This window comes from uncultured Algibacter sp., from assembly GCF_947490405.1.
GTDB lineage: Bacteria > Bacteroidota > Bacteroidia > Flavobacteriales > Flavobacteriaceae > Algibacter_B.
Genome location: NZ_CANLGU010000001.1, coordinates 47,653 through 73,775 on the forward strand (window position 1 = coordinate 47,653; position 26,123 = coordinate 73,775).

Consider the following 26,123-nt stretch of genomic DNA (forward strand, 5'->3'; position numbering starts at 1 on the left):
GAAAAGTAAAAATTTGAAACGTTTTATTTTAAAAGAATTATTAGTAGTTATTAACTAGTCACATTATATCTGAGGCTAATCATACTCTTTTAAAATAAAGTTCCATTTTACTTTATTAAATAAAACGATATTTAAACAAAGAAAATGATGCTTCGAGTTTAATTTTTTTTTGAACTTTATAGATGATTTATTAAAATATTGAGAAATACTATACTTAACATCTACGCCTTTTTCTTCCAGCACTCGATATACTTTATAACGTAAATAAGGTGCTAAGTTTCTCCCACGAAAATTATGAAACGTCCACATATGCAATAAATAAGCTTCATTAGGTTTTAACTTGTAGTATTTTCCATTAAAATCAAAACTATTGTACTCAACAAAAGTATAGCAAGCAATTTCGCCTTTACACTCTAAACCAATACAAACCTGACCATTTTCTAGACCTTTAATCATTTTATCAAAAGAAGGCCCATGATTTTTGGCTATAGCTTTAACATCATCTATATTTAGATGTTTTAGAGTATAGTTATTCTCATCATCTCTTAATAATGGCTTATCACACTTAGTAAATTCCTCTTGCACCCAATAGTAAGGATTAATATTAATCCCAAGACGATCAAGCCTATTTCTCAAACCAAATAAAAATAAACCATTTTTTATTATGTCAGCGTATCTTTTAACTACAGAAGGAGACTCTACTACTTTTGCTGCCATAATCAAGATTTATTTAATTTTCTGCCATAGCATCCATTACCAGGTTCAAGATTCATCTTTATTCTAAAATCCTTTGAAGACATGACCTGTCTCTCGTTAGCATTTGCTATTAAATGGATTCTTTTAAGCAACTCTAAATTTGTTGTTAACTTAGTTCTCTCTCTATCGTACCATATATTATCTTCAATACCTACACGAACACCACCTCCAACTGCAATGGATAAAGAATTCATTTTTAACTGTTCATTTCCAATACCTGCTAAACTCCAAAAAGAATTATCCGGAAGATCGTTAATCATCACTCCAGAGTGCAATAAATTAGCTTGAGAACACGCTATATTTCCAAATAGGAGATTAAAATAGTATGGAGCTTCTATTAACTTTTTTCGCTCGAGGTATTTAGCATAATTAACCATACCAATATCAAAGGCTTCAAGCTCTGGCACAATCCCTCTATCTTTCATCATAGCTGCAAGACTCATAACCATATTTGGGTCGTTAACACTTGCCGTCTTATTAAAATTAAGCGAACTTAGAGTTAAACTTCCCATGTCAGGTTTTAAGTGATCAGTTAACAACAAGGGATCACTTCTTTTTTCTAACTCATAAAAATCTCTTCCACTCAAAGACACACAGATTACAAGTTCTGGAGCATACTTTCTAATACCACTAATTATATCTGCATAAACTTCTTTTTTGTAAGTTGGCATGCCCGAAACAGCGTCTCTTGCATGCAAATGCACCATAGTTATACCAATCTCGTTAGCAGCATGTACATCTTCCACAATTTCCGAAACACTAACAGGAACATGTGGTGACATTTCCTTTGTTGGAATCATGCCTGTAGGCGTAAAGTTTATTATTAAATCCTTTTTCATTAATTTTCTTTTTTACTTATCAAGATTGAAAAAAAATAATGATTAAGCGTTGACACAATTTAAAAATTCGTTTAAATGACATTAAAATGTGTTTATGAGGGCTCAATATTATCATTACATCAAAAAGTATTGCTAAACTATATAAAGAAACACCTTCATAAAAAACAGACTAAAACTTACACTACATGTAATTACTCTAAAAATTTGGTGATTTTTGAATAATTCTAAGAATAAATGTTTAGTACTTAAATATCATCAAGAATAATACAAAATTATATTAATCTGCTTTCCAATGTCTTAATTTATTCAATTCTTCTTGCTCCTCTAATTCTTTTTGAGGAATAACCTTTAAAAAGGAAGGATGCTGCTCTATGGCATATTCAATTCTTTTTACAATATCATCAGTTGTTTCGTTATCGTAATCAATCTCTAATGGTGCTTTTATCTCCATAGATTGTAGAATATTTTTCTTTTTTATACGCAACCCTTTTTTATCAAAAGAACGCCTAAAACCATCTATTACAATGGGCACAACAACAGGTTTGTAACGTTTTATAATGTGCGCTGTACCTTTTCTAATGGGTTTAAACGGTGTAGTTGTACCTTGAGGAAAAGTAATTACCCAACCATCATCAAGTGCTTTACCAATATTAGAGATATCGCTCATTTTCACTTGCCTTTGTACGTCTTTCCCTTGAGAACGCCATGTACGTTCAATACTCACAGAGCCCACATACGCTAATATTTTAGGCAACAAACCAGCTTTCATGGTTTCTTTTGCAGCCACATAGTAAATATTTAGCTTAGGATTCCACAGATAACCTACATTTTTAATAGAATCTGTACGTCCGCTTAAACTGGCATTAAACACATGAAACATAGACACTACATCTGCAAAATAAGTTTGGTGGTTGGATATAAACAACACATTTTTATCGGGTAAATCTTTTATAATTTCAGATCCCTCTATTTGCAACTCATTAAACCCACGAAAACGCCTATGGGTCATGGCTCCCAAAATTCTAATGAGCCACTTTTTTACAAATAATATGTGTCCGAATGGATTTCTTTTAAACAATCCCATAAATCACGCGCCAAATTTAATTAGTAAGTTAATCAATTTTTTTAAGCTAGGAATGCAAATGTAACAAAACTAAGCTTTTACAAAAGCGGTTTTAACAAGTCTTTAATTTCGCTTAGTATCATTGCAGTGGCTCCCCAAACAACATAATCATTTAATTTAAATGCAGGTACCTCAACCTCAACACCATAAGATGTTTTTACTGTTTTAGTTATAAGTGCTGTATCATCTAAAAAATGTTGTAAAGAAACTTCAATGAGTTTTTCTACCTCATCATCTTGCTTTATGAATATTGGTGTTTCCTCTACAATTCCAATAAAGGGTTGCACATAAAAATTACTAGGAGGAATATAAACTTGAGTTATTTTTTTTAGCACTTTAATTTTATCAACTGGCACACCAACTTCTTCGAAGGTTTCTCTTAATGCTGTATACTCCAAGGATGTATCTTGCGGCTCTAACTTACCTCCAGGAAATGCTACTTGTGCAGAATGCACGCCTTTGTAGGTTTTTCTGAGAATTAAAATAAACTTAGTAACGTTATTGATATCAGGATAGAATAAGGCTAAAACACCTGCCTGTTTTGCTTTTTTTATAGCCTTTTCTTGTTTATTTAAGAGTTCTTGACGAAAAGGTGGCACCATTTTAAAGTGTGATGTTTCGGCTGTAAGCGGTATATTTTCTATTTTTGAAACTGATTTTAAAAATTCTTCAAACCTCATAGTCTATGCGCGCTGTATTGTTCTTAAGTTTTATTCTTTTATTTCTAAACTGTGAAGATAAACAAACTAAAAAGAAAAACACTTCAGAAACTAAAGTTGAAAAGCCTATTAAAAAGGAGGTTGTAAAAGATACTGTTGAAGAGCCCGAACGCGAGTTCCCAAAACTTAACTCCAAAACCGCCATGGAGTTTTTCTTAGAGTATGACAAGCACCACAAGGAAAATAAAGTTAGAATAACCACCGATTTTGGCGATATTGATATTTTATTATACGATGAAACAAAATTTCATCGTTCTAATTTTATTTGGCTAACAAAACAAGGTTATTTTAACGACACACAATTTTATAGAGTTATTGATAATTTTATAGTACAAGCTGGAAATAGTGATGATGTAAAAACCGCTAGAAAACGATCTTATATTGGCAAATACTTGCTACCACCAGATACAAAACGCGGTTTTAAACATGATCGTGGTGTTATTTCAATGCCCAGTAGTGAGATTAGAAACCCTCACAAATTAGCTTCACCATTTGAGTTTTTTATAGTTTGCCAAAAAGGAGGTGCTCACTTTCTAGATGGCGATTACACCATTTTTGGTCATGTAACCAGAGGGATGGATGTGGTAGATAAAATTGCTGCAGTTGAAACAGACGATGGCGACTGGCCCGATAAAAATATTTTTATCCGAAATGTAGAAATTTTAAATTAAGTACTTTCTTTAGCATAAATGGTTGGTAATGCTATTTTAAATTTAACAGCTATAAGTCTTACGGTTATAACCACAATTCCTGCCATTATAAACACATAATCATCTTTTATTGGAAATTCCCTCAATAAAAAATAAATTAATCCTCCCAAAATACATGCTGTAGCGTAAATTTCCTTTCTAAAAATTACTGGAATTTCATTACATAAAATATCACGAATAACACCTCCAAAACTAGCTGTCATAGTTCCCAAAGCGATACAAATAACAGGATGTAACTCCGCACTTAATCCTTTTTCAATTCCTACCAAAGTATATAACCCTATTCCAATAGTATCAAATAAAAACAAAGACGTCCTTAGGTAGCTTATTTTACCTCTAAACAGCATTGCAAAAATAGCTGAAGCCAAAATAACATAGGTAAACGTTATATCTTTCATCCAACTCACTGGTGTATTACCAATTAAAAGGTCGCGTAACGTACCACCTCCAACTGCAGTTACAAAAGCAATAATCAGGATTCCAAATAGGTCCATTTTTTTATCAATAGCTACTAAAACACCCGAAATGGCAAATGCTATAGTTCCTAAAATATCTAAAGTGTAGAACATAATTTATTTTTATTATAGCGTTCCCCTATCGGGTCGGGCTTTCGGCAGTCGCTCTCTGCGAGGAGCTTCAACAAATGCCTCAATCCCTAACGCACCTGCTTGCTAAGGTCTTTCTATTTCAAAAATATGGCTTTTTAGTTAAGTCTTCTTCTCTTGAGATCACGCCTGAGGCGTGATGAATGATTCGAAACTTTTTCTGAAAAAGAAAAAAACGGCTCTTAAACTTATATATTTCTACCTAAAACCCAATATAAAATCGAAACTAAGTATAATATATAAAGATCCCAATTCTTCAATCGAGATAAGCGATTCACTCACTTTTTCTAAAAAGAAAAAGCGGTTCTCTGCTTACATACTTTGCGTATAAAAATTATAATCTTTTAAAATAACATCGATAAATTCCATATCTGTACTATGCTTAACGGTTTTTATACCAACAACTTCAATTATTTTTTGTCGCAGTTTAATTAAAGTTTGATAGTCTTTTGTTTGTCTTGCGGCTGAAAATGTTTCCTTGATAATTCTGGCATCGTTATCAGATAGCTTAATAACATTTGGATATGTTGGCTTATAATTTTCTTGTAGATTTTCCAAGATAGTATGACTAATATTCACATGATTTTTGAGACCTATAACTGCAGTTCCCGCTGCCATATCACCAAGTCGCTGTGTTTTTTTATTAAAAAGCATTACAAAAAAACCAAGACCAAAAATGTAAACATCTACAATTCTGAAAAACCAGCGCACCACATAATCAGAGAATGATGCTTGATAACCATCAATTTTCACTACTCTAATATTTAAAACTCGCTTACCAATGGTTTGACCTTGCAAAACAGATTCCAAAACCAAAGTATAAAACATAACAGGAAAACTAAGCACGGTGTTTATGGCTATTTGCGACCACTGATCCATATTATCAAAAGCTCCAAACGTCCAATTTAACATCAGCATGTAACCAATTTTAATGGCCATATCTATAAAAAATGCCAACAAGCGTTCCCCAGCTCCTGCAGCATTGAAGGAAATTTTCACATTTTGAGTTGTGTTAATTTGTAACTCTGACATTTATTATTTTAATTTATATAATATATGAGGGAAGTTGCATTTATCAAGCAAAATAAGGAAAAATGGTTGAGTTTTGAAAAAGCAATCGTTAATAATGATTTTGATAATCCTGATGAACTAGCTTCTCAATACATTCATGTTATAAACGATTTAGCTTATGCGCAAACCTACTACCCTAAAAGTAAGGTAATTGCATATTTAAATCAGTTATCTGCAAACGCTTACCAAAAGATTTACAAAACTAAGAGTACAGATACCAATAGAATTATTTCGTTTTGGAAAACAGAAGTCCCTTTAATTTGTTATCAATATCGAAAATTTATTTACATAGCGTTTATTATTTTTTCGGCGTTTACTTTTATTGGTGCTATTTCTGCTGCTAATGATGGTGAATTTGTACGCTCAGTTTTAGGAGATAATTATGTAAATATGTCTCTTGAAAATATTGAAGCTGGTGATCCGGTAGCTGTTTACAAAAGTGGTAGTAATTGGGGGAGCTTTATTGGTATAACTATTAACAATTTACGTGTTGGTATTATTGCTTTTGTCCTTGGTGTATTTCTTGGTATTGGCACACTTTATATTATGTTTAACAACTGTATTATGCTAGGTTCTTTCCAGTATTTCTTCTATGACAAAGGAGTGTTTTGGGAGAGTGTTCGTGGTATTTGGATACACGGCGCCATGGAGATTTTCGCCATTGTTATAGAGTGTGCTGCTGGTTTAATTTTAGGTGCTAGTATTTTGTTTCCTGCCACACATTCTAGATATACCTCTTTTAAAATGGGAGCCAAAACAGGTATTAAAATTTTAATAAGTACGTTTCCATTTACATTTGCTGCTGGCTTTTTAGAGGGTTTCATTACACGCTATTCTAACATTATGCCTCATTGGTTATCAGTTGGTATTATTCTTATTACCCTTAGTATTATTAGTTATTATTATTTAATCTATCCTTTTAAAGTTCAAAAACAAATTACTCAACCTCAACGTTTAAGTCCGTCTCATACTTGAAAATAAAACAACTACAAATATTCGTTTTCCTAGTCATAGTGATTAGCAATTTCCAAACCACATTTGGAAGAGCTGCATTACAAACACCTGAAAATATCAGAACATTTGATGCGGATTTTAAAGACCGATACGATAGTAATAAATACAATTATGAAGGCACAGACATAATAACCAAAACACAACCAGGTTCTGGTAATTATGAAGATTATAAAAAGGAAGAACTTGAACAAGAGGAACGAAACAATTCAGACGGTTTAAGTATAAATTTAGGTCCTTTTACGTGGTTATTTTACATCGCTATTGCACTTGCAGTTATCTTTTTAGTTTATGTATTATTAAATGAAGGTGGCACAGGTTTATTTACTATAAACAAGAATAAATCGATTAACACTTATCAGGAAATTACAGCTGAAAACATTGAAAATGCAGATATTCATGCTTTAATAAAAAACGCTGAAAACAATAATGATTACAGGCTTGCTATTCGTTATTACTACCTTCTTGTTTTAAAAACACTAAGCTTAAAAAATCACATCAAATTTGAAGATGACAAAACTAATAATGAGTATTTAGATGAAGTAAGTAGCAAACCATTCAGTAAAGATTTTGCATATACCTCTTACCTTTATAATTATATATGGTATGGCGAGTTTCCGTTAAATACAGATAAGTACAACAAGGCGAAAAGTAATTTTTCAAGCTTTTTAAATCAGGTTAAGTAATGAAAAAAATTTTACCTGTACTTATTATACTTGTAGTGCTTGTAATTACTGCATCCGTTGTTATTGGTGTAAAGCGTACCAAAACCGTTGACTGGGAACAATCTTTTGATGAAAAAAGTAACAAACCTTACGGGGTAAGTATACTTTATAAAGAATTACCAAAGCTATTTAAAGATTATAAAATTAGAACCGTTTATCATCAACCAGCTAGTTATTTAAAAGCTAATTCTGAAGATGGTTATGGTGAACATGTTGCAGAGGGGACTTATATCATCATTGGAAATTCTGATTATTTGGAAGATGATTCTATTGATGAGTTATTAAATTTTGTGGATGCTGGCAACACCTTATTGCTCTCTGATTATTATTTCCCTCAGAAATTCCATGATACACTTGATGTGAGTGTTAACTTTGTTGAAAACAAAAAAGACAGTATTTCATATCTATCACTAAAACATGTAAATATTGAAGAAATTATACTCGATAGAAACGCAAGTGATCAATATTTTTCAGAGTTTGACTCCATTAATCACACCGTTTTAGGACATTCAAAAATTGATTACAAACACGTTAATTTCTTAAAAGTTCCGTTTGGAAAAGGTTATGTTTTTCTTCACACTGAACCTAAAGCATTTACCAATTATCATCTTTTAAAAGAAGAGCGTTATAAGTATGCAGAAGGTATTTTATCATACTTACCAGATAATCATGTCTATTTCGATTCGTACACCAAAATTCAAACAGGTTATGATGGCGATGTAGAAAAAGAATCTAATCTAGGGTGGTTTCTAGAACAGTTATCATTTAAATGGGCGTGGTTTACAGCCATTGTATTTGGAATCTTATTTATGATTTTTAATGCAAAACGCAGACAACGTATTATCAGAATTATTAAACCACTACAAAACACCACCATTGCTTTTGTTAAAACAGTATCTAATTTATATTTTGATACCAAAGACCACAAAAACTTAGTTGATAAAAAAATAACGTATTTTTTAGAAAAAATAAGACGCGATTTAAACTTAAACACCGATGTTTTAGATGAAGAGTTCACAGAAAAATTAGCCTCTAAAACAGGAAAGAAAAAAGACGATGTCAAAAAACTAGTCAATTATATTAATTTAATGAGATCAAAAAATGAGTTTTTTGAAGAAAATTTGATAAAACTCAACAGACATATAGAAGCATTTTACACCAAATAATTATGGACGAGAATAAAGAAGAGAAAACACCTAAAGCGGAGGTGCTAAAACCAGAACAAGATGTTGTATCATCAATTGATGATAGCGCTTTACAAGAAGATTCTAAAGGCATAGAGTTTAAAAATAGGCTTGATTTATCTGAGCTTCAACAAAGCGTCACTAAAATACGTGCAGAAGTTGGTAAGGTTATCGTAGGACAAAAAGACATGGTAGATATGTTAATTGCATCGCTTTTAGCCAAAGGGCATTCGCTTATTGAGGGTGTTCCTGGAGTTGCAAAAACAATTACCGCAAAACTTTTAGCCAAATCGTTGAGTGTTGATTTTAGTAGAATTCAATTCACACCAGATTTAATGCCTAGTGATATTTTAGGAACTTCAGTTTTCAATCTTAAAGACTCTGAATTCGAATTTAAAAAAGGCCCTATTTTCTCAAATATGATTCTTATCGACGAGATTAACAGAGCACCAGCCAAAACCCAAGCTGCTTTATTTGAGGTTATGGAAGAACAGCAAATTACTATTGATGGCAATAAGTTTAAATTGGATTCGCCTTTTATGGTTTTAGCCACTCAAAATCCTGTGGAACAAGAAGGCACATACAGATTACCAGAAGCTCAATTAGATAGATTCTTGTTTAAAATTGATGTTGGCTATCCCAATTTAGAGGAAGAAGTAGAAATATTATCTAGAGAGCATGAGTTAAAAGACAAACTTAAAACTGATGAAATAGAATCTTTTTTAACAGCAAAACAAATTACTGAATATCAAAATTTAGTATCGCAAGTTTTAGTTGAAGCACACTTACTAAAGTATATTGCGCAACTTATTGTAGCTACTAGAAGCAATCAGTTTTTATATTTAGGAGCGTCACCAAGAGCATCAATAGCTATATTAAAATCGAGTAAAGCGTTTGCTGCCATGGGCGGAAGAGATTTTGTAACACCAGAAGATATTAAACGAGCAGCTATTCCAGTTTTACACCACAGAGTTATTGTTACTCCAGAGCGCGAAATGGAAGGTGTAAATAGCAAACAAATTATAACGCAAATTATTGAAACGGTTGAGATACCACGTTAGCAGTTTCAGTAATAGTCGCAATATTCAGTATCAAACGGATAAACCTTTAAACAAATCAACATACAAACAACACTTTGAAATTCTTTAAACCCTTCTACATACAACCCCGATTTTTCTATGCTGGTATTGGCATTGTGGTGTTGTTTGCTTTAAGTTATTTCATTCCAGTATTGTTCAATGTTGCACAACTATCCATTTTAGTTTTAATACTGCTTTTCTTTTTAGATTTTCTAATCGTTTTCATAGGTAAAAACAAAATAGAAGCGACTAGAGTTTTACCCGATAAATTTTCAAATGGCGATAAAAATCAAATAAAACTTGAGATAAGAAACAATTATTCTTTTACCATTCACCTAGAAATTATTGATGAAATCCCAGAACAGTTTCAAGTCCGCGATTTCAAAATAAAAGATGTCGTCTCATCACGAAAATCAAAAACCATTCAATACAATTTAAAACCCACCGAACGTGGCGAATATTATTTTGGAAGCCTAAACGTTTACGCATCATCTGTATTAAATATAGTTGCCAAACGATTCACATTTCAAAGTGGCGCCATGGTACCCACCTACCCGAGTTTTAAACAATTAAAAAAGTTTGAGCTACTAAATATCAATCAAAACTCACTAGAATACGGCCTTAAAAAAGTACGCAGACTGGGGCATTCCATGGAATTCGAACAAATAAAAGACTATGTATTAGGAGACGATTTACGCACCATAAATTGGAAAGCCACCGCAAAGAAAAACCAGCTAATGGTTAATCAATTTCAAGACGAAAAATCACAACCCGTATATTCTATAATCGATAAAGGACGTATCATGAAAATGCCTTTCAACGGTTTAAGTCTTTTAGATTACGCCATAAATGCATCTCTCGTTATTAGTAATGTAGTTTTAAAAAAGCACGATAAAGCAGGCATGCTTTCATTTTCAAAACGTATAGAGAATGTTGTTATTGCCGAAAGACGCAGCTCTCAAATGCAGCTTATTCTAGAAGCGCTTTACAATGTAAAAACAGATTTTTTTGAGAGCGATTTCAGCAGACTTTACAGCAGTATAAAAAGACACATTACTCACCGAAGCCTCATTTTAATGTACACCAATTTTGAAACATTAGATGGCTTAGAGCGCCAACTCCCCTACCTAAAAGCCATTGCAAAAAGTCATTTACTGGTTATTATCTTCTTTAAAAACACAGAGTTAAATAGCTTAATAGAAAACAAAGCAGAAACCATCGAACAGGTTTACGACAAAGTTATTGCAGAAAAATTCGCCTTCGAAAAACGCCTCATTGTCAACGAGCTCAAAAAATATGGCATCCACTCCATCCTCACAACTCCAGAAAACTTAACTATAGACACTATAAATAAGTATCTTGAAATAAAAGCCAGAGGCTTATTATAATTTAGGGCGTTACCACAAGGGTCGGGCTATCCGTTACAAGTCCTCGCACTTCCTTCGTCAGGCTGTGGGCTATCCACTACTATCCCTAACGCAGGCTTATTTGCTAGCTAGTTTTTTAAGCTGAAAGTTGTTTTATTTTTGGAAAGGTTCGCTTGACGGTCTTGTATACGAAATGTTGCGTGTTTGTGTGCGAGGATTTTCCGAAGGAAAATCAGAAGCTAGCAATCGAGCAACTGACATTGGTTTAGCCAAAACCAGCAATTTTTTATATACTATGTTGTAGCTAGTTTTTACAACCCAAGTTTATCCATTTTACTTTTCTCATACCTACTGTCTTCAGCAGGATACCTTAATTCATTTTCGTATTTTTTTGAATCTTTGGCTAATGCCCAAATTAAACTTTCACCAGCATAATTTGGAATGTTACTAAAGATAGGGTCATTAAAAGCTTTATCAGCAGAAATAACTTTCCAGCCCTTTTTCTTAAACATGTCAATTAAATCATCTAAAAATAAAGCAGCAGCTAGGTTATGATGAAGTAATAATGTATGACTTATATGTCTATTATTAAGCTTATATGATAGTGTTTCATAATATGAAGATCGTTCAAATATATGTTCTAAATAGAATTGTTTAAACGTTTCTATATCAGCTTTAGGGTTTTCTTTTAATCTTTTATTTAACCTACTATCAATATACCAATCAGATGCATCAATTGTAACATATCCATTTTTATATCCACAATCATTTAAAATATGTCGAATACTATCTATTTTAACTTTAGAAGTTCCTTCTTTTAAATAAGGAAATCTAAATAATTTTTTGAAATTACTGTAACCATTAATTAGAGAATCGGTTTTTAGTAATTCCTTTTTAAAATCTAACGCACTTATGTTTTTTCTATTGAAGTTAGGGTGTGAAAAGGTGTGATTTGCAATTTTATGACCTCTTTCATTCCAACTATCTAATAAATACTTACCTTTTTTATTTACCACTCCATTTCCTTTAATAAAGAAAACGGCTTTAATGTTTTCATCATCTAAATGGTTAAGAATTAAATTATTCCATTCTTCAAATTTATAAGAGCCTTTATTTGATGTGCTTCCATCATCAAATGTAAAGCTAATAGTTGGTCGGGGTGGTTCAAATAAATTGATTGTATAATCTAATAATTCGGTTCCTCCATATTTCCCATGTCCTGGAATTACCGTTTTTAATTGAGGATATTTTTGTTTTATTTTTTCTACTGTTGAAGACCATTCTGCTAAACTAGCATCTTTTAAATTGCCTTTACGGGCATTTGTTTCTTTAATTAAGCATCCTCCAAATAGTAGGTTTTCACTTGGAATATAGCTTACAATATTATCCACTGTATGACCCTTTCCAAAATAGGTGTTTATGATTTTTTTGTTTCCAATATTTAATATTAATTCCTTGTCAAAACCAATTTTAGGAACTGTAGTATTATCAGCTTTAGATAATGTAATGGTTTTATTATTTGCATAAGATTTAATTCCATTTAGATGAAATTCATCTAATCCACCTAGACAGTCATCATGAAAATGATTTATAACAATTGATTTTATTTTACATTTTAATTCTTGAGTAATCCATTTGATTAATTCTTTGGAAACTACATTGTCAATTGGAGTATCAAATACAATAGCTTCTTTATTGTTTCTAAATATCAATCCATTGAGAGGAAATTTACCATATTTTGGAATTTCTAAAAATGATGTGTGAATAAATGTATTATTCGATACTTTTCTAATAATAAGTGTTTCTGATTTATATATCCTATTTTGTGTATAGCAATTAATGTAAAATAGGACACTCAAAAATAAAATTAAAGATTTCGTCATTTTTTTGAAATTAGCTACAACGCAAAGATAAAGTTCCGTTTCAATGAACTTTATCGATTGTTAAACGAAATTATCCTTTTTTTCTGACAAAGTCAAGTACGATAATTAACGATTCATCATGTAAAAAATACAGTTCGGTCATTACAATTTTAAAAACCTATACTGGTGTTAGATATTTGAAGTGTCAAACACATAAAACCATATATCATGAAGACATTAACATTAATCATCGCACTAGTAGTATCAGTAAACTTTAGTAACGCTCAAGAAGGCGCAGACACAGGAAAATCAATTACAGTAACCATAGAAAACATAACCAATAATAACGGTAGTGTTATTCTAGGACTTCATACCAAAGACACCTTTATGAAAGGTCAAGGTATTATGAATGCAGAAAGCAAAATTGTTGACGGGAAAATTACAGTAACTTTTAAAAACGTAAAAGCTGGGAGTTACGCTATTATGGCATTACACGACGAAAACGAAAATAAAAGAATGGATTTTCAAGAAAACGGTATGCCTAAAGAATCTTACGGAATGTCAAATAATCCAATAAGTTATGGACCTCCGCAATTTGACTCAGCAAAATTTGATTTGAATGATAAAGATTTAGATTTAAAAATTATATTTTAAAATTTATAAAAAAACTTAATAAATTAAAATAAAAAAAGCGACCTCTTTTTAAGATGGTCGCTTTTTTAAAACTAACTCTAAACTAATCAAACTAAACTAATACCTTAGACGTTACAATTAAGACAACCTTTCAAATCGTAACATTTTTCTCTTTCTAACCACAAGATTAATTTATAATTAACATCTGTTTCTATAAGTTTTATTGATAGTTTTTATATTTTTATGACCTAAAATCACATCGATGACAATTACTCAATTATATTATGTTTTAGCTGTTGCAGAGAACCAAAATTTCACCAAAGCTGCAGAAAAATGCTTTGTAACTCAACCTACCTTGAGTATGCAAATTCAAAAATTAGAAGATCAACTTGATGTTCAAATTTTTGATAGAAGCAAAAAACCTATTGAGCTTACTGATGTTGGTAAAAAAATAGTAACCCAAGCCAGAAACATTGTAAACGAATCTTATAGAATACAAGATATTGTAGATCAGCAAAAAGGATTTATTGGCGGCGAGTTTAAATTGGGAATAATTCCCACTGTTATGCCAACATTACTCCCAATGTTTTTAAAAACTTTTATAAAAAAACACCCTAAAGTTAAGCTTAAAATTGAAGAGCTAACTACCGAGGAAATTATAGCTAGAATAAAGGATGGGCATTTAGATGCTGCTATTGCTGCTACACCATTAGAGGATGACAATATAAAAGAACGCGTACTGTATTTTGAGCCTTTTGTAAGTTACATTCCAAAAGGCCACCGTTTACATTCAAATAAAAAAATTGAAATAGCAGATTTAGATATTGATGATATGTTACTTCTTGAAGACGGACATTGTTTTAGAGATGGTGTTATTAATTTGTGTAAAGTTTTTAAAGACCACTCTGATGATAAATTTCAATTAGAAAGCGGAAGTATTGAAACCTTGATAAAATTATCGAACGAAGGTTTGGGTATGACACTGTTACCTTACTTACATACTATAGACATTAACGATAAAGAAAAAGCTAATCTACATCACTTTACAGAGCCTACTCCAGCACGAGAAGTTAGTATTATTTATCACAAAAGTGAGTTAAAGATGCAAATTATAGAAGCGCTACAAGATGTGATTTCTGGAATAATACGAGGCGCTATTGCTTTTCAGAATGTAAAAATAATAAGTCCGTTGCCTAATAAATAAAGTATATTAAAAAAGCGACCCGTGGGTCGCTTTTTTTATTTTAGATAAATTAAACATTGATTTAAATCTGGGTTTTGCTGTACCATTGATTGAATAAAAATTTTAAGCTCTTCAATCTCATAAGGCAGTAATCTTTGTAATGCCTTTTGTACTTCTTTGCAAAACAACGTTGTATCAAAACTAACTTTATTAAGCACAGTTTTGGTATACTCTAGCATTGCTCTCGCCATGTTCTTGTTAAGGTTTTAGGTTTAAATTAATAGTAGATTTTTTTATAGGCTCTTTTATTTAGAACTCTAAATTTAATAAAAAATTACATTAGTCTACTATTTTAATAGGACTTTAACACATTAAAACCTGTTATCGCCGTCCAATAAATCGCCCAAACCACCTAAAATGCTTCCTTCGCCTTTGTCTTTACCACCACCTCTTGGAGCTGATGCCAATACTCTTCCTGCAAGCCTGCTAAATGGCAAAGACTGCACAAAAACAGTTCCTGGACCTTGCAACTTAGCAAAGAATAAGCCTTCGCCGCCAAATACAGTATTTTTAATACCGCCAACAAACTCAATATCATAATCTACAGTTTGATCAAACCCTACAATACATCCAGTATCAACTCTTAAAGTTTCTCCTGTTGCTAATTCCTTTTTAGCCATCGTTCCCCCAGCATGAACAAATGCCATACCATCACCTTCTAATTTTTGCATGATAAAACCTTCGCCTCCAAAAAGTCCGCGACCTAATTTTTTAGAAAATTCTATACCCACGCTTACACCTTTTGCTGCACATAAAAAGGCATCTTTTTGACAAATAAACTTACCTCCAAATGTTGTTAAATCTATTGGGATAATTTTACCAGGGTATGGTGATGCAAAGGATACATTACGTTTTCCAACAAGATCATTATAAAAGGCTGTCATGAATAAACTTTCTCCTGTTAAGATACGTTTTCCTGCTCCTAGAATTTTCCCTAAAAAGCCTGTATCTTTTTGTGAGCCATCTCCAAAAATGGTTTCCATTTTAATACCGTCATCCATCATCATAAAGCTTCCTGCTTCGGCTACTACGCCTTCTTGTGGGTCTAGTTCTATTTCTACGTATTGCATTTCTTCCCCGTAGATGCGATAATCTATTTCGTGTGATGTCATTTTTTATTGTTTTTTGTTGATTTGTTTATATGTTGATTTGTTTTGAGTTTTGTTACAAGTTTTTTTAAAATTCCAAACTGAGAATAAATTTATTTTCTCACAAAGGCAATAAGTCGCAAAGAATTAAGAGACTTATTGACTACCTAGACTGATACTGAGACTGAGACTGAGACTTTAAACTAGCTCTTAACTTTTACGCTCCACTCAAAATTGAAAGTGGAGACTACAACACCATCTTCATTTAACCCAACGGATTGCATCCATAAGGTTTGCCCTTCTCCTGTTTCTATGGCTTTTTTTAGAATTTCATCTATTGCTTTTCCATCATTGCAGGTAAATTTAATTTTTCCTGTGGCCTTTTTGGTAAATGTGGCATTGTTTGATGTTACTAACATAGAGATACGTTTACCAGATTCTTGTATCTTACTTATCATTAATGCACCCGTTGAAAACTCTGCTGCCATACCCTGTACTGCCCAAAACATAGACTTAAAAGGATTTTGGTTTATCCATTTAAATGTAACACCTACCACACATTTCTCGTTATCTATATGTTTTGTTCTAACACCACACAGATATGCTGCTGGCAGTTTAAACATAGTGTAAGTATTTAATTTTCTTGGTGTTAACGTCATTATATTTTTTTTAATTCTCTACTAAGTTATGAAATTATAAGCTATTGATAAATGTTAAATTTATGTTAATTTTTAGTACTATGCGTAACAAAGTACCTTCTTTTAGACATATATTTGCATAAGAAACTATTATATGTTTTAATCAATCATCAAAAATCATGTTAGACAATCATCAAAAAAACATTGCCACTTTTATTCATTTATCTACCTTTAGTAGATTCTTTATTCCGTTTGGAAATTTTATTGGCCCAATAATATTATGGAGTGCCAATAAAGAAAAATCTGAATTTATAGATACGCATGGAAAACAGGCTATTAATTTTCAGATTAGTGTTTTTCTGTATGCCATAATTTTAGGAACGTTGACGATTCCGCTTTTTATTTTTAAAATTTTTAATGGCATTGACTTTATAGATTTTCATGGTTTTGAGAGTTTTCATATTAATATTGGAAAGCCTTCTCCGCTACTTTATATAGGTGGTGTTTTAGGTGCTTTTGCAGTAATTGGTTTTATTATTGAACTAGCCTTGATTGTTGTTGCGAGTTTAAAAGCTAGAGATGGTCAGGTTTATAAATATCCGTTAACTATTAACTTTTTAAAATGACACTATGCTTAGGAACGCGTTTAGTTAGCAAATATGCCCGCGTTAGGGATTGTAGTGGATAGCCCACAGCCTGACGAAGGAAGTGCGAGGACTTGTAACGGAAAGCCCGACCCTTTAGGGTAACGCCCAAATTATAATTTAGAATACAAATTTCATCAAAATAATCATCAATCAAATCAATCAAAAAATGAACAGTTTCACAACATTAAACGAATGACACTATGAAGATAGAAAACACAAAAGCACAAATGCGTAAAGGGGTTTTGGAATTCTGCATACTATCGGTTTTAAAAGACGACGATGCATATGTAGCAGAAATACTGGGCACCTTAAAAGATGCGAAGTTGCTGGTAGTTGAAGGGACCATTTACCCTTTATTAACACGACTTAAAAACGCAGGACTTTTAAATTACAGATGGGAAGAATCGACCTCTGGACCTCCAAGAAAATATTATGGTTTAACCGAAACCGGAAAATTATTTTTAAAGGAATTGAATACCACTTGGAGTGAATTACATAATGCAGTAACTATAGTAACAAGCCAAAAAACAACAAAAAAATGAATAAAACAGTCAACATAAATTTAGCAGGTATATTTTTTCATATAGATGAAGATGCGTACTTAAAATTGCAACGCTATCTGGAGGCTATAAAACGTTCATTTACAGACTCACAAGGTCGATCTGAAATTATAGCAGACATTGAAGCGCGTATTGCCGAACTTTTTAACGAGCGCGTGCAAAACGATAAACAAGTTATAAGAATTAAAGAGGTAGATGAAGTAATCTCAATTATGGGGCAACCTGAAGATTACTTGGTAGATGACGAGATTTTTGAGGATGAGCCCAAAACCTCGTACAGAAGCAGCAAATCTGCTTCTTCTAGAAAACTTTTTAGAGATACAGACAACTCTTATATTGGAGGTGTATCGTCTGGATTAAGTCATTATTTTGGTATTGATACTATTTGGATTCGTTTAGCTTGGATTCTTTTAATTTTTGGAGCAGGTACAGGTATATTACTATACATTTTACTTTGGGTGTTAGTTCCTGAGGCTAAAACAACTGCTGAAAAGCTAACCATGACAGGGGAGCCTGTGAACATTAGCAATATTGAAAAAAAAATTAAAGATGGATTTGATACGGTAACTGAAACTGTTGGTGATGTTGCGAAAAATGTATCGGATTCCGTATCGAATGCTGCCAAAAATATTGATGTAAAAAAAACTGGTAACTCGATAAAATCGTCGTCAAGAACTTTTTTTGATACTATTGGGGATGTTATTATGTTTTTCTTTAAGGTGTTTGCAAAGTTTATTGGTGCTATCTTAATAATTGCGGGAGCTGCTGCTTTAATTGGTTTAATTATTGGTTTGTTCTCATTAGGTGTTGCAGATATAATACACATTCCAGGGTTAGATATGGTTGAACTTGTTAATGCAGGAGAAACCCCTATTTGGTTAGTATCGCTATTAGCATTTTTCGCTTTTGGCATTCCTTTCTTCTTCTTATTTTATCTAGGACTTAAGATTCTTATAAACAACTTGAAATCTATAGGAAACGTTGCAAAATTTACCCTACTAGGGTTGTGGTTAGCTTCTATTATAGCTTTAGTTGTTGTGGGAGTAAGACAAGCGAGCGAACATGCTTTTGAAGAGAGTTATACTTCAAAAACAGAATTACCGATTACAGCAAATGACACTTTAGATATTAAAATGGTAAATAGTGATAATTTTAATACCGACAGACATCGCCATAATAGATTTAAACTTGCGTATAATGAAAATGGAGACAAAGTATTATACTCCTCTGATATAGATATTATAGTAAAATCTACCACAGATTCTTTAGCAAAAATTGGAATAAGAAAACGAGCAGATGCCAGCAACTATGAAAAAGCTATAGAGCGTGCTAAAAATATTGATTATGGCTTTGAGCTTAGAGGAAAAACTTTATTGTTAAACTCTTACCTAACTACGAATCCTGATAATAAGTTTAGTGATCAAGAAGTAGATGTTATTCTGTACTTACCAGAAAACTCAATAGCTTATTTTAATAATAGCACCAGAAACTATTTGCACTATCGCACTTATGATGGTAACATTGTTTCTAGAGATAAGACCAACCATTACTTAAAAATTGGTTATGATGAGGCTGAATGCTTAGATTGTCCTGAAGAAGATTTTGATGTAACGGTAGATACTCCTAATTTAAAAATCAATGATGATGGAGTAGAAATTCAATCTGATGATGTCCATTTAAAAATAGATAAAAACGGAATAAAAGCTGAAGCTGAAGATGTAAACGTTAATATTAACTCTGAGGGTGTTGATATAAAATCTGAAGACTAACGAAAGATATCCCGATATAAAATTCGGGATTAGTTTAACCTTTAAAACTTTATTCGCTACGCTTTTAAGTTTTGGGTTTCTCTAACAATTCATCATTAAAATACAACAATTCGGATATTTAATTTATTAAACACACACGTAACATTAGATATTTGAACAACTAATTAATCATCAAAAAACAAAACAATCATGTCAACTCTAATCAAATTAATTATTGCCACCGTATTGAGCTTAACGCTTTTTTCATGTAATTTCGATGTTAACTTCAACTCAGGTGTTAAAGGAAATGGTAACGTAATTACTGAAGACCGAAACATTAATAAACCTTTTACATCAATTAAAGCTACTGAAGGTTTAGATGTTTATTTAACACAAAGCAACAACGAAAGTATAACTGTTGAAGCTGATGAAAACTTACATGAATTTATTTTAACTGAAATTGAGGATGGTGTTTTAAAAATACATACCAAACAGAATATTGGTAGAGCAACTTCAAAACGTGTTAATGTTAGTTTTACAAATATCTCCAGTATTATTTCTACTAGCGGCAGCGATGTATATTCTACAAATACGATTAAAGCCGATAGGTTGAATTTGAAATCTACAAGTGGTAGTGATATGAAACTTGACGTTAATACTTCTGTTTTACATTGCAAATCTACTAGCGGAAGTGATTTAAAAGTCTCAGGAAAAACTATAAAACTGGTTGCTGAAGCTACAAGCGGAAGCGATATTAAAGCTGCAGATTTAAGAGCTGAATCTAGTGAAGTTAAGGCTACTAGTGGCGCCGATATCACGGTTAATTCAACAAAAGAATTGTCAGCGAGAGCATCAAGTGGAGGCGACGTTAAATATTATGGAAATCCTGAAAAGGTTGATAAAAGTGATAGCGCCTCTGGCAGTATAAGACAGCAATAAATCAAACAGAAAAACCAGCTGATTTTGAAACCACTCTAAACTTTCATAAAAAGTTTGGAGTGGTTTTTGTTTTATATTTGTTAGTGACTAATTAGGCGTCTATGTGTCTAATTTGTAACATTTAAGCAATTAATCTATTTCAAAAATGAAAAAAATCCTAGCACTTCTTTTTTTTGGTTTATTGTCTTTTTCATTTTGTTACGCGCAAAGTTCTGAAAAAATAAAAGGCAATAGAAATGTAACCACGGTTCAAACAAATATTGAATCTTACCACACGATAGCTTTGGACGAAGATTTTGAAGTTGAAATCATTTATGATAGAAATCCTTATGTAGAAATTGAAACAGATGAAAATCTACACGAATTTATAGAATTTCAGGTCATAGACAGCGTGCTAACTTTCAATAAGACTATTAGAATCACTTCAAAAAAACGATTGAATATTAAAGTTACTTATAATGATGCCTTAAAACATATTGAAACTACGGATAATGCCGAAATATTATCATTAGCCACTATGGATTTAGAAAATGGGACATTAAAAACCAGAGGTGCATCAAAAGCTGGTTTAACTATAAAATCTGATAACTTTGATTTTAGTTGCGATGATAAGTCTAAAGTAAAACTAAACTTAACATCTGAAAATTGCATCTTAAACATGAGCGGAAACAGTAAACTCGAAGCTTTAATAAATACAACTGATATTTCTACAACATTATATCAACGTGCCAACGCTAATATTGAAGGTTCTAGCGAAACTGCTAAGTTAGATTTAGACAACAATACGCAATTCAATGGAAAAAACTTTACAATCAATACTTGTGAGGTAGTTTGCGAAATTAGTAGTGATGCATATCTTGAAGTTTTAGATAATATTACTATTGATGCTTCTGGCAGCAGCAGTATTAACCTTTATGGGAACCCTAAAATTATTATAAATAAACTTACTGATACAACAAAACTTCAGAAGAAAGTGAAGTAATATGTTTTTTAACTCATTTTAAAAGATACTATTCAAGTTAAACTACAAAATTATATATAAAATTATTAATAATTTAAAAAAGATAAAATCCCGTAAAAACGGGATTTTATCTTTTTTATTACTGACTTTTTAAAATAATGTATTTGATTTATTTCTTCCAAAGATCTTCCATCTCTTCTAAAGTTTTCCCTTTTGTTTCAGGCACAAACTTCCAAACAAACCACATGGCTAATAAAGACATAATACCGTAAACCCAATATGCAAAACCATGATTAAATTGTTCGGTTAAAGCTGTATTATCATTCATCATTGGGAAGGTTAATGATACTAAATAATTAGAAATCCATTGAGCTGCAACTGCAACTGCCATAGCTTTCCCTCTAATTTTATTAGGAAATATTTCAGACAATAAAACCCAAACTACAGGTCCCCAACTTAATGCAAAACTTGCAACATAAAGCATCATACATGCTAAAGCTAAATATCCTGTTGCTCCAGAGAAAAACACAAACCCTAAAGCCAACATAGCTACTGCCATACCTAATGCACCAATAAGCATTAACGGTTTTCTACCACGCTTATCAACTGTTTTAACTGCTATAATTGTGAATAAAAAGTTTACAATACCCACAATAATGGTTAATAACAGAGCGCCATCTGTATTAGGATCAATAGATTTAAAGATTTCTGGTGCATAATATAATACCACGTTTATACCCACAAATTGTTGGAATACAGAAAGAGCAATACCAATAAGTATAATACCCCAACCGTATGATAATAATTTTCCAGAGCTTTGAGTTTCTGTAACAGAGTTTTTTATTTCAGCTAAAATTCTGTTTCCTTCTTCTTCACCATTTACTTTTTTAAGAACATCCAATGCTTCTTCTGGTTTATTTTTAAGCATTAAAGAACGAGGCGTATCTGGTACAAAAAACAATAAGCCCAAAAATAATCCTGCAGGAATAACTTCTGAGGCAAACATCCATCTCCAACCTACTTCATTTAACCATGCATCTGATCCACCACCTCTAGAGATAAAATAATTTACAAAATAAACGACCATGAATCCACCTACGATAGCCAGTTGATTAAAAGAGACCAGTTTACCTCTACTATCTGCAGGAGCAATTTCTGCAATATAAAGTGGAGATAGCATAGATGCTAAACCAACACCTATACCTCCTATAATTCTATAACAGATAAAAATTGTGGAAAACGTATGATCTAATTCTCCAATTGGTGCTAGACCCATTTCAGGCATTGCAGATCCCAAAGCAGAGATTAAAAACAATATCGCAGCAAGAATTAATCCTTTTTTTCTACCTAACTTTTTACTTACAAGTCCACCAAAAATACCACCAATTATACAACCAATTAGAGCACTAGCCACCAAAAATCCCTTAAATGCATTTGCTGCTGCTTCTGATAAGCCTTTAGGTTCTACAAAAAAGCTATCTAAAGAACCTACGGTCCCCGAAATAACACCTGTATCATACCCAAACAAGAGCCCTCCTAGTGTAGCCACTAAGGTAAGTTTTAATAAATATCCTGAATTTTTTGATGTTCCCATAATTTATATTTAGTTAATTAATATTTAAAGATGTTTCAAGTTTAAAAACCTGAAACATCTTATGGTTATTATATGTATTGATTAATAATATTCTCAAACAACTCTTGTTTACCACTTTTTAATTGTAATTCGCCGTTTTCTTGAGCGATTTTATATAAATCTTGTAAACTTAATTTACCATTTTCAAAATCTTTTCCTTTACCTGAATCAAAAGAACTGTAACGTTCCTTTCTTAATTTTTCATAAGGAGACGAAGTTATAATTTTATCTGCAATTAATAAAGCGCGAGCAAAAGTATCTGCACCACCTATGTGCGCGTGGAATACATCGTCTAAATCTGTAGAGTTTCTTCTGATTTTAGCATCAAAATTAACACCTCCACCTTGTAAGCCTCCTGCTTTAAGGAAAACCAACATAGCCTCTGTGGTTTCTTGAATGTTATTAGGGAACTGATCTGTATCCCAACCATTTTGATAATCACCTCTGTTAGCATCTAAACTTCCCAACATACCTGCTTTTGCAGCTGTTTCAATTTCGTGTTGGAATGTATGTTGTGCTAAAGTAGCGTGATTTACTTCTATATTTATTTTGAAATCTTTATCTAATCCGTATTCCTTTAAGAACCCGATAGCTGTTGCTGTATCAAAATCGTACTGGTGTTTTGATGGTTCCATAGGTTTTGGCTCAATAAAGAAATTCCCTTTAAAACCTTGGCTACGTGCATAGTCTCTTGCCATACCTAAAAACTGCCCCATGTGGTCTAGCTCACGTCCCATATCTGTATTTAATAAAGACATATAACCTTCTCTACCACCCCAGAATACGTAGTTTTCACCACCTAATTTTATGGTTGCATCTAGTGCTAATTTAATCTGCCCTCCTGCTCTGGCTACTACATCGAAATCTGGATTTGTTGACGCACCATTCATGTAGCGTGGGTTTGAAAAACAGTTTGCTGTTCCCCATAATAATTTAACACCACTAGCGGCTTGTTTGTCTTTGATATAATCTGTAATGGTTGCTAATCTTTGTTCTGATTCTGCAAAGGTTGCTCCTTCTTGGATTAAATCGAAATCGTGAAAACAGAAATAATCAAAGCCCATTTTACCTATAAATTCAAAAGCGGCATCTGCTTTGTCCTTTGCTGCTTGAATAGGATCTGATGATTGATCCCATGCGAAGTTTTGTGTTCCTGGACCAAATGGATCTGAACCTTGACCACAGAACGTATGCCAATAAGCTATTGAGAATTTAAACCAATCTTTCATTGATTTTCCTGCTACAACTTGATCCGGATTGTAGTATTTAAATGCTAATGGGTTATCTGAATCTTTCCCCTCAAATTTAATTTTGTCTATTCCTTTAAAATACTCTGTATTTGCCATAATTAAAATATTTATTTGTGTTTTTATATTTATGTCTTTGCTTAATTCTTGTTCTATATTGCGTTAGGGATTGCAGTGGAAAGCCCACAGCGAGGTACGAGCGAGGACTTGCAACGTAAAGCCCGACCCTTGGGTAACGCCCAACTATTTTTTATTTATTATAAGTTCTAATTCGTTTTTCCAATTATTATAAGCTTCTAGATAGGGCTTCTTATCTTTAAACGGCATAAACGTCATAACATGGTCGTTATCCATAATAGCCTTTCCGAAGGCTTCAAAATCACCATTGTGTAAATTTGCTGCTCGGGCTGCTCCTATAGCACCAGTTGTATTGTAAATTTCTATTTCCTGCTCAATTAAAGTGGCTACTGTATTTGCGAAAATTTCTGAGCGGAATAGATTATCGTTTCCAGCACGAATTACGCTTGGTTTTATACCGTCTGATGTCATGATTTCCATACCGTATACAAATGAAAACGCAATCCCTTCTAGGGCTGCTCTACACATATGCCCTTTGTGATGATTGTTTAAATTCATGTTGACGATACGCGTACCTATTTCTTTGTTATTTAGCATACGTTCTGCACCATTTCCGAAAGGAATTAAACAGACACCATCCGATCCTACTGGAATTTCTGATGCCAACGTATTCATCTCTTCATAAGAGCTTACTGCTAAATTATTAAGTAACCAGCGGTACTGAATACCTGCGCCATTTACGCATAGTAACTTACCAATTCTTGGATCTGCACCTTTTTGATAATTGACATGGGCAAAGTTATTTACCCTTGAACTTTCTTTGGCAGATAAACTATCAGTTACTGCATAAACCACGCCTGAAGTCCCTCCTGTTGCTGCTACTTCGCCGGGATTGAAAACGTTTAATGACAAAGCGTTGTTTGGTTGATCTCCTGCTCTGTAAAAAATAGGCGTTCCAGCGGCAATACCACTTTCTGCTTCTCCTTTCTCATCAACTGTAGATTGTACTCCAAATGTTTCAACAATATCTGGAACTAAGGCTTTATCTATACCATAATGTTCTAATAAAAAATCAGCTACATTGTCTTCTTTGAAATTCCAAAAGATACCTTCTGACAATCCTGAAATAGTCGTATTTATTGTATTGGAAAATTTATATGCTACATAATCTCCTGGGAGCATGAATTTATAAATCTTATTATAAATGTCTGGTTCGTTATCTTTTACCCATTTTAATTTTGAAGCAGTAAAGTTTGCAGGAGAATTTAAAAGGTTTGTAGCACAGATATCGTTTCCAATCTCATTAAAAGCTGTATTACCAGTTTCAACTGCTCTACTATCACACCAAATAATACTTTTACGAAGAGGGTTGCCTTCTTTGTCTATTACGACAAGCCCATGCATTTGATAAGAAATACCTATACCTTTAATTTGGGTTTTGCTTACGTTATACTTCTTTTTTAATTGTGTAATAGCGTTGCAAATGTGTTTCCACCAATCGTTTGGACTTTGTTCTGCCCATCCATTTTTTGCGGCGTACATTCCCATTTCTTCTTTTGGTTCTTGCACTACACCTAAACTTTTACCTGATTCTACTTCTACTAAAGCGGCTTTAATAGATGAACTTCCTATGTCTAATCCTAAGTAATAATTCATT

General features: G+C 32.5%; 26 protein-coding genes and 1 pseudogene. 13 read left to right on the top strand and 14 right to left on the bottom strand.

Annotated features, from left to right (window positions below):
- Positions 1-75 precede the first annotated feature (75 nt).
- The 4 genes from Q0772_RS00260 to Q0772_RS00275 all read right to left on the bottom strand — a co-directional run bounded on the left by Q0772_RS00260 (position 76) and on the right by Q0772_RS00275 (position 3,398).
- Positions 76-717 (bottom strand): hypothetical protein, encoded by a 642-nt coding sequence (locus Q0772_RS00260; protein ID WP_298338544.1) that lies wholly within the window; start codon positions 715-717, stop codon positions 76-78.
- Positions 718-719: 2 nt separating this feature from the next.
- Positions 720-1,595 carry a 3-keto-5-aminohexanoate cleavage protein gene (locus tag Q0772_RS00265; protein WP_298338547.1) on the bottom strand — a complete coding sequence of 292 codons (876 nt, stop codon included), beginning with the start codon at positions 1,593-1,595 and terminating at the stop codon, positions 720-722.
- A 277-nt stretch (positions 1,596-1,872) separates the two neighbouring features.
- Positions 1,873-2,679 carry a lysophospholipid acyltransferase family protein gene (locus Q0772_RS00270; RefSeq protein ID WP_298338550.1) on the bottom strand — a complete coding sequence of 269 codons (807 nt, stop codon included), beginning with the start codon at positions 2,677-2,679 and terminating at the stop codon, positions 1,873-1,875.
- Positions 2,680-2,756: 77 nt separating this feature from the next.
- A complete protein-coding gene (locus tag Q0772_RS00275) occupies positions 2,757-3,398 on the bottom strand; it encodes a CoA pyrophosphatase (RefSeq protein WP_298338553.1) in 642 nt (213 codons plus the stop codon).
- A gap of 5 nt (positions 3,399-3,403) precedes the next feature.
- On the opposite strand from Q0772_RS00275, the gene Q0772_RS00280 reads away from it, so the two are divergent.
- On the top strand, positions 3,404-4,108 hold the full coding sequence (locus Q0772_RS00280) for a peptidylprolyl isomerase (RefSeq protein WP_298338556.1): 705 nt from the start codon (positions 3,404-3,406) through the stop codon (positions 4,106-4,108).
- Here the strand turns inward: Q0772_RS00280 and Q0772_RS00285 are convergent.
- Together Q0772_RS00285 and Q0772_RS00290 are read right to left on the bottom strand one after the other, a co-directional pair.
- Entirely contained in the window at positions 4,105-4,716 is a 612-nt protein-coding gene (locus Q0772_RS00285; RefSeq protein WP_298338559.1) for a trimeric intracellular cation channel family protein, read from the bottom strand. The genes Q0772_RS00280 and Q0772_RS00285 overlap by 4 nt on opposite strands.
- 348 nt (positions 4,717-5,064) lie before the next feature.
- Positions 5,065-5,784, bottom strand: a complete 720-nt coding sequence (locus Q0772_RS00290) for an RDD family protein (RefSeq protein ID WP_298338561.1) — start codon at positions 5,782-5,784, stop codon at positions 5,065-5,067.
- A 24-nt stretch (positions 5,785-5,808) separates the two neighbouring features.
- Between Q0772_RS00290 and Q0772_RS00295 the strand changes: the two genes are divergently transcribed.
- The 5 genes from Q0772_RS00295 to Q0772_RS00315 all read left to right on the top strand — a co-directional run bounded on the left by Q0772_RS00295 (position 5,809) and on the right by Q0772_RS00315 (position 11,210).
- The gene (locus Q0772_RS00295; protein ID WP_298338566.1) at positions 5,809-6,798 is read left to right on the top strand and encodes a stage II sporulation protein M; all 990 of its coding nucleotides are present in this window, start codon (positions 5,809-5,811) and stop codon (positions 6,796-6,798) included.
- 38 nt (positions 6,799-6,836) lie between these two features.
- Positions 6,837-7,520: a hypothetical protein gene (locus tag Q0772_RS00300; protein WP_298338569.1), complete on the top strand. Its 684-nt coding sequence runs from the start codon at positions 6,837-6,839 to the stop codon at positions 7,518-7,520.
- A complete protein-coding gene (locus tag Q0772_RS00305) occupies positions 7,520-8,725 on the top strand; it encodes a DUF4350 domain-containing protein (protein WP_298338572.1) in 1,206 nt (401 codons plus the stop codon). Before Q0772_RS00300 ends, Q0772_RS00305 begins: the two co-directional genes overlap by 1 nt.
- 2 nt (positions 8,726-8,727) lie before the next feature.
- Positions 8,728-9,804, top strand: coding sequence for a MoxR family ATPase (locus tag Q0772_RS00310; RefSeq protein ID WP_298338574.1), 1,077 nt, complete (start codon positions 8,728-8,730; stop codon positions 9,802-9,804).
- A gap of 74 nt (positions 9,805-9,878) precedes the next feature.
- Positions 9,879-11,210, top strand: coding sequence for a DUF58 domain-containing protein (locus Q0772_RS00315; RefSeq protein WP_298338577.1), 1,332 nt, complete (start codon positions 9,879-9,881; stop codon positions 11,208-11,210).
- Between the two features lie 290 nt (positions 11,211-11,500).
- Here the strand turns inward: Q0772_RS00315 and Q0772_RS00320 are convergent, their stop codons facing one another.
- Both Q0772_RS00320 and bla read right to left on the bottom strand, forming a co-directional pair.
- On the bottom strand, positions 11,501-12,367 hold the full coding sequence (locus Q0772_RS00320; protein WP_298340580.1) for a polysaccharide deacetylase family protein: 867 nt from the start codon (positions 12,365-12,367) through the stop codon (positions 11,501-11,503).
- A pseudogene (gene bla / locus Q0772_RS00325) lies at positions 12,353-13,072 on the bottom strand (subclass B1 metallo-beta-lactamase); the annotation flags it as partial. The pseudogene bla and the gene Q0772_RS00320, both read right to left, overlap by 15 nt.
- Before the next feature lie 207 nt (positions 13,073-13,279).
- Here bla and Q0772_RS00330 point away from each other — a divergent pair.
- Positions 13,280-13,705, top strand: a complete 426-nt coding sequence (locus Q0772_RS00330; RefSeq protein WP_298338580.1) for a DUF2141 domain-containing protein — start codon at positions 13,280-13,282, stop codon at positions 13,703-13,705.
- Between the two features lie 241 nt (positions 13,706-13,946).
- Complete coding sequence (locus tag Q0772_RS00335; protein ID WP_298338583.1) at positions 13,947-14,888, top strand: LysR substrate-binding domain-containing protein; 942 nt, start codon at positions 13,947-13,949, stop codon at positions 14,886-14,888.
- Positions 14,889-14,923: 35 nt separating this feature from the next.
- Here Q0772_RS00335 and Q0772_RS00340 read toward each other — a convergent pair whose 3' ends face one another.
- The 3 genes from Q0772_RS00340 to Q0772_RS00350 form a co-directional block, all read right to left on the bottom strand.
- Positions 14,924-15,118 (bottom strand): hypothetical protein, encoded by a 195-nt coding sequence (locus tag Q0772_RS00340; RefSeq protein ID WP_298338585.1) that lies wholly within the window; start codon positions 15,116-15,118, stop codon positions 14,924-14,926.
- 120 nt (positions 15,119-15,238) lie between these two features.
- Positions 15,239-16,039, bottom strand: a complete 801-nt coding sequence (locus Q0772_RS00345) for a TIGR00266 family protein (protein ID WP_298338587.1) — start codon at positions 16,037-16,039, stop codon at positions 15,239-15,241.
- A 179-nt stretch (positions 16,040-16,218) separates the two neighbouring features.
- Positions 16,219-16,674: a DUF4442 domain-containing protein gene (locus Q0772_RS00350; RefSeq protein WP_298338590.1), complete on the bottom strand. Its 456-nt coding sequence runs from the start codon at positions 16,672-16,674 to the stop codon at positions 16,219-16,221.
- 158 nt (positions 16,675-16,832) lie between these two features.
- Between Q0772_RS00350 and Q0772_RS00355 the strand changes: the two genes are divergently transcribed.
- The 5 genes from Q0772_RS00355 (at position 16,833) to Q0772_RS00375 (ending at position 21,529) form a co-directional block, all read left to right on the top strand.
- Complete coding sequence (locus Q0772_RS00355) at positions 16,833-17,279, top strand: DUF4870 domain-containing protein (protein WP_298338593.1); 447 nt, start codon at positions 16,833-16,835, stop codon at positions 17,277-17,279.
- Between the two features lie 221 nt (positions 17,280-17,500).
- On the top strand, positions 17,501-17,842 hold the full coding sequence (locus tag Q0772_RS00360) for a PadR family transcriptional regulator (RefSeq protein ID WP_099564330.1): 342 nt from the start codon (positions 17,501-17,503) through the stop codon (positions 17,840-17,842).
- Positions 17,839-19,629 (top strand): PspC domain-containing protein, encoded by a 1,791-nt coding sequence (locus tag Q0772_RS00365; protein WP_298338601.1) that lies wholly within the window; start codon positions 17,839-17,841, stop codon positions 19,627-19,629. The genes Q0772_RS00360 and Q0772_RS00365 overlap by 4 nt, the downstream gene beginning before the upstream one ends.
- A gap of 189 nt (positions 19,630-19,818) precedes the next feature.
- Positions 19,819-20,547 carry a head GIN domain-containing protein gene (locus Q0772_RS00370; protein ID WP_298338604.1) on the top strand — a complete coding sequence of 243 codons (729 nt, stop codon included), beginning with the start codon at positions 19,819-19,821 and terminating at the stop codon, positions 20,545-20,547.
- A 145-nt stretch (positions 20,548-20,692) separates the two neighbouring features.
- On the top strand, positions 20,693-21,529 hold the full coding sequence (locus tag Q0772_RS00375; RefSeq protein WP_298338608.1) for a DUF2807 domain-containing protein: 837 nt from the start codon (positions 20,693-20,695) through the stop codon (positions 21,527-21,529).
- Between the two features lie 148 nt (positions 21,530-21,677).
- Here the strand turns inward: Q0772_RS00375 and xylE are convergent, their stop codons facing one another.
- The 3 genes from xylE to Q0772_RS00390 form a co-directional block, all read right to left on the bottom strand.
- A complete protein-coding gene (xylE, locus tag Q0772_RS00380; protein WP_298338611.1) occupies positions 21,678-23,102 on the bottom strand; it encodes a D-xylose transporter XylE in 1,425 nt (474 codons plus the stop codon).
- 68 nt (positions 23,103-23,170) lie between these two features.
- A complete protein-coding gene (gene xylA, locus Q0772_RS00385) occupies positions 23,171-24,496 on the bottom strand; it encodes a xylose isomerase (protein ID WP_298340581.1) in 1,326 nt (441 codons plus the stop codon).
- Between the two features lie 135 nt (positions 24,497-24,631).
- Positions 24,632-26,122 (bottom strand): FGGY family carbohydrate kinase, encoded by a 1,491-nt coding sequence (locus tag Q0772_RS00390; protein WP_298338614.1) that lies wholly within the window; start codon positions 26,120-26,122, stop codon positions 24,632-24,634.
- Position 26,123 lies beyond the last annotated feature (1 nt).

Bases quoted from the DNA above. Each gene is read 5' to 3' on its own strand.
- xylE (WP_298338611.1), bottom strand. From the start codon at position 23,102: ATGGGAACATCAAAAAATTCAGGATATTTATTAAAACTTACCTTAGTG.
- Q0772_RS00280 (WP_298338556.1), top strand. From the start codon at position 3,404: ATGCGCGCTGTATTGTTCTTAAGTTTTATTCTTTTATTTCTAAACTGT.
- Q0772_RS00350 (WP_298338590.1), bottom strand. From the start codon at position 16,674: ATGACGTTAACACCAAGAAAATTAAATACTTACACTATGTTTAAACTG.
- Q0772_RS00270 (WP_298338550.1), bottom strand. From the start codon at position 2,679: ATGGGATTGTTTAAAAGAAATCCATTCGGACACATATTATTTGTAAAA.
- Q0772_RS00265 (WP_298338547.1), bottom strand. From the start codon at position 1,595: ATGAAAAAGGATTTAATAATAAACTTTACGCCTACAGGCATGATTCCA.
- Q0772_RS00370 (WP_298338604.1), top strand. From the start codon at position 19,819: ATGTCAACTCTAATCAAATTAATTATTGCCACCGTATTGAGCTTAACG.
- Q0772_RS00335 (WP_298338583.1), top strand. From the start codon at position 13,947: ATGACAATTACTCAATTATATTATGTTTTAGCTGTTGCAGAGAACCAA.
- Q0772_RS00390 (WP_298338614.1), bottom strand. From the start codon at position 26,122: ATGAATTATTACTTAGGATTAGACATAGGAAGTTCATCTATTAAAGCC.
- Q0772_RS00295 (WP_298338566.1), top strand. From the start codon at position 5,809: ATGAGGGAAGTTGCATTTATCAAGCAAAATAAGGAAAAATGGTTGAGT.
- Q0772_RS00285 (WP_298338559.1), bottom strand. From the start codon at position 4,716: ATGTTCTACACTTTAGATATTTTAGGAACTATAGCATTTGCCATTTCG.
- Q0772_RS00345 (WP_298338587.1), bottom strand. From the start codon at position 16,039: ATGACATCACACGAAATAGATTATCGCATCTACGGGGAAGAAATGCAA.
- Q0772_RS00360 (WP_099564330.1), top strand. From the start codon at position 17,501: ATGAAGATAGAAAACACAAAAGCACAAATGCGTAAAGGGGTTTTGGAA.
- Q0772_RS00375 (WP_298338608.1), top strand. From the start codon at position 20,693: ATGAAAAAAATCCTAGCACTTCTTTTTTTTGGTTTATTGTCTTTTTCA.
- Q0772_RS00260 (WP_298338544.1), bottom strand. From the start codon at position 717: ATGGCAGCAAAAGTAGTAGAGTCTCCTTCTGTAGTTAAAAGATACGCT.
- Q0772_RS00290 (WP_298338561.1), bottom strand. From the start codon at position 5,784: ATGTCAGAGTTACAAATTAACACAACTCAAAATGTGAAAATTTCCTTC.
- Q0772_RS00340 (WP_298338585.1), bottom strand. From the start codon at position 15,118: ATGGCGAGAGCAATGCTAGAGTATACCAAAACTGTGCTTAATAAAGTT.
- Q0772_RS00355 (WP_298338593.1), top strand. From the start codon at position 16,833: ATGTTAGACAATCATCAAAAAAACATTGCCACTTTTATTCATTTATCT.
- Q0772_RS00310 (WP_298338574.1), top strand. From the start codon at position 8,728: ATGGACGAGAATAAAGAAGAGAAAACACCTAAAGCGGAGGTGCTAAAA.
- Q0772_RS00275 (WP_298338553.1), bottom strand. From the start codon at position 3,398: ATGAGGTTTGAAGAATTTTTAAAATCAGTTTCAAAAATAGAAAATATA.
- Q0772_RS00305 (WP_298338572.1), top strand. From the start codon at position 7,520: ATGAAAAAAATTTTACCTGTACTTATTATACTTGTAGTGCTTGTAATT.
- Q0772_RS00330 (WP_298338580.1), top strand. From the start codon at position 13,280: ATGAAGACATTAACATTAATCATCGCACTAGTAGTATCAGTAAACTTT.
- Q0772_RS00365 (WP_298338601.1), top strand. From the start codon at position 17,839: ATGAATAAAACAGTCAACATAAATTTAGCAGGTATATTTTTTCATATA.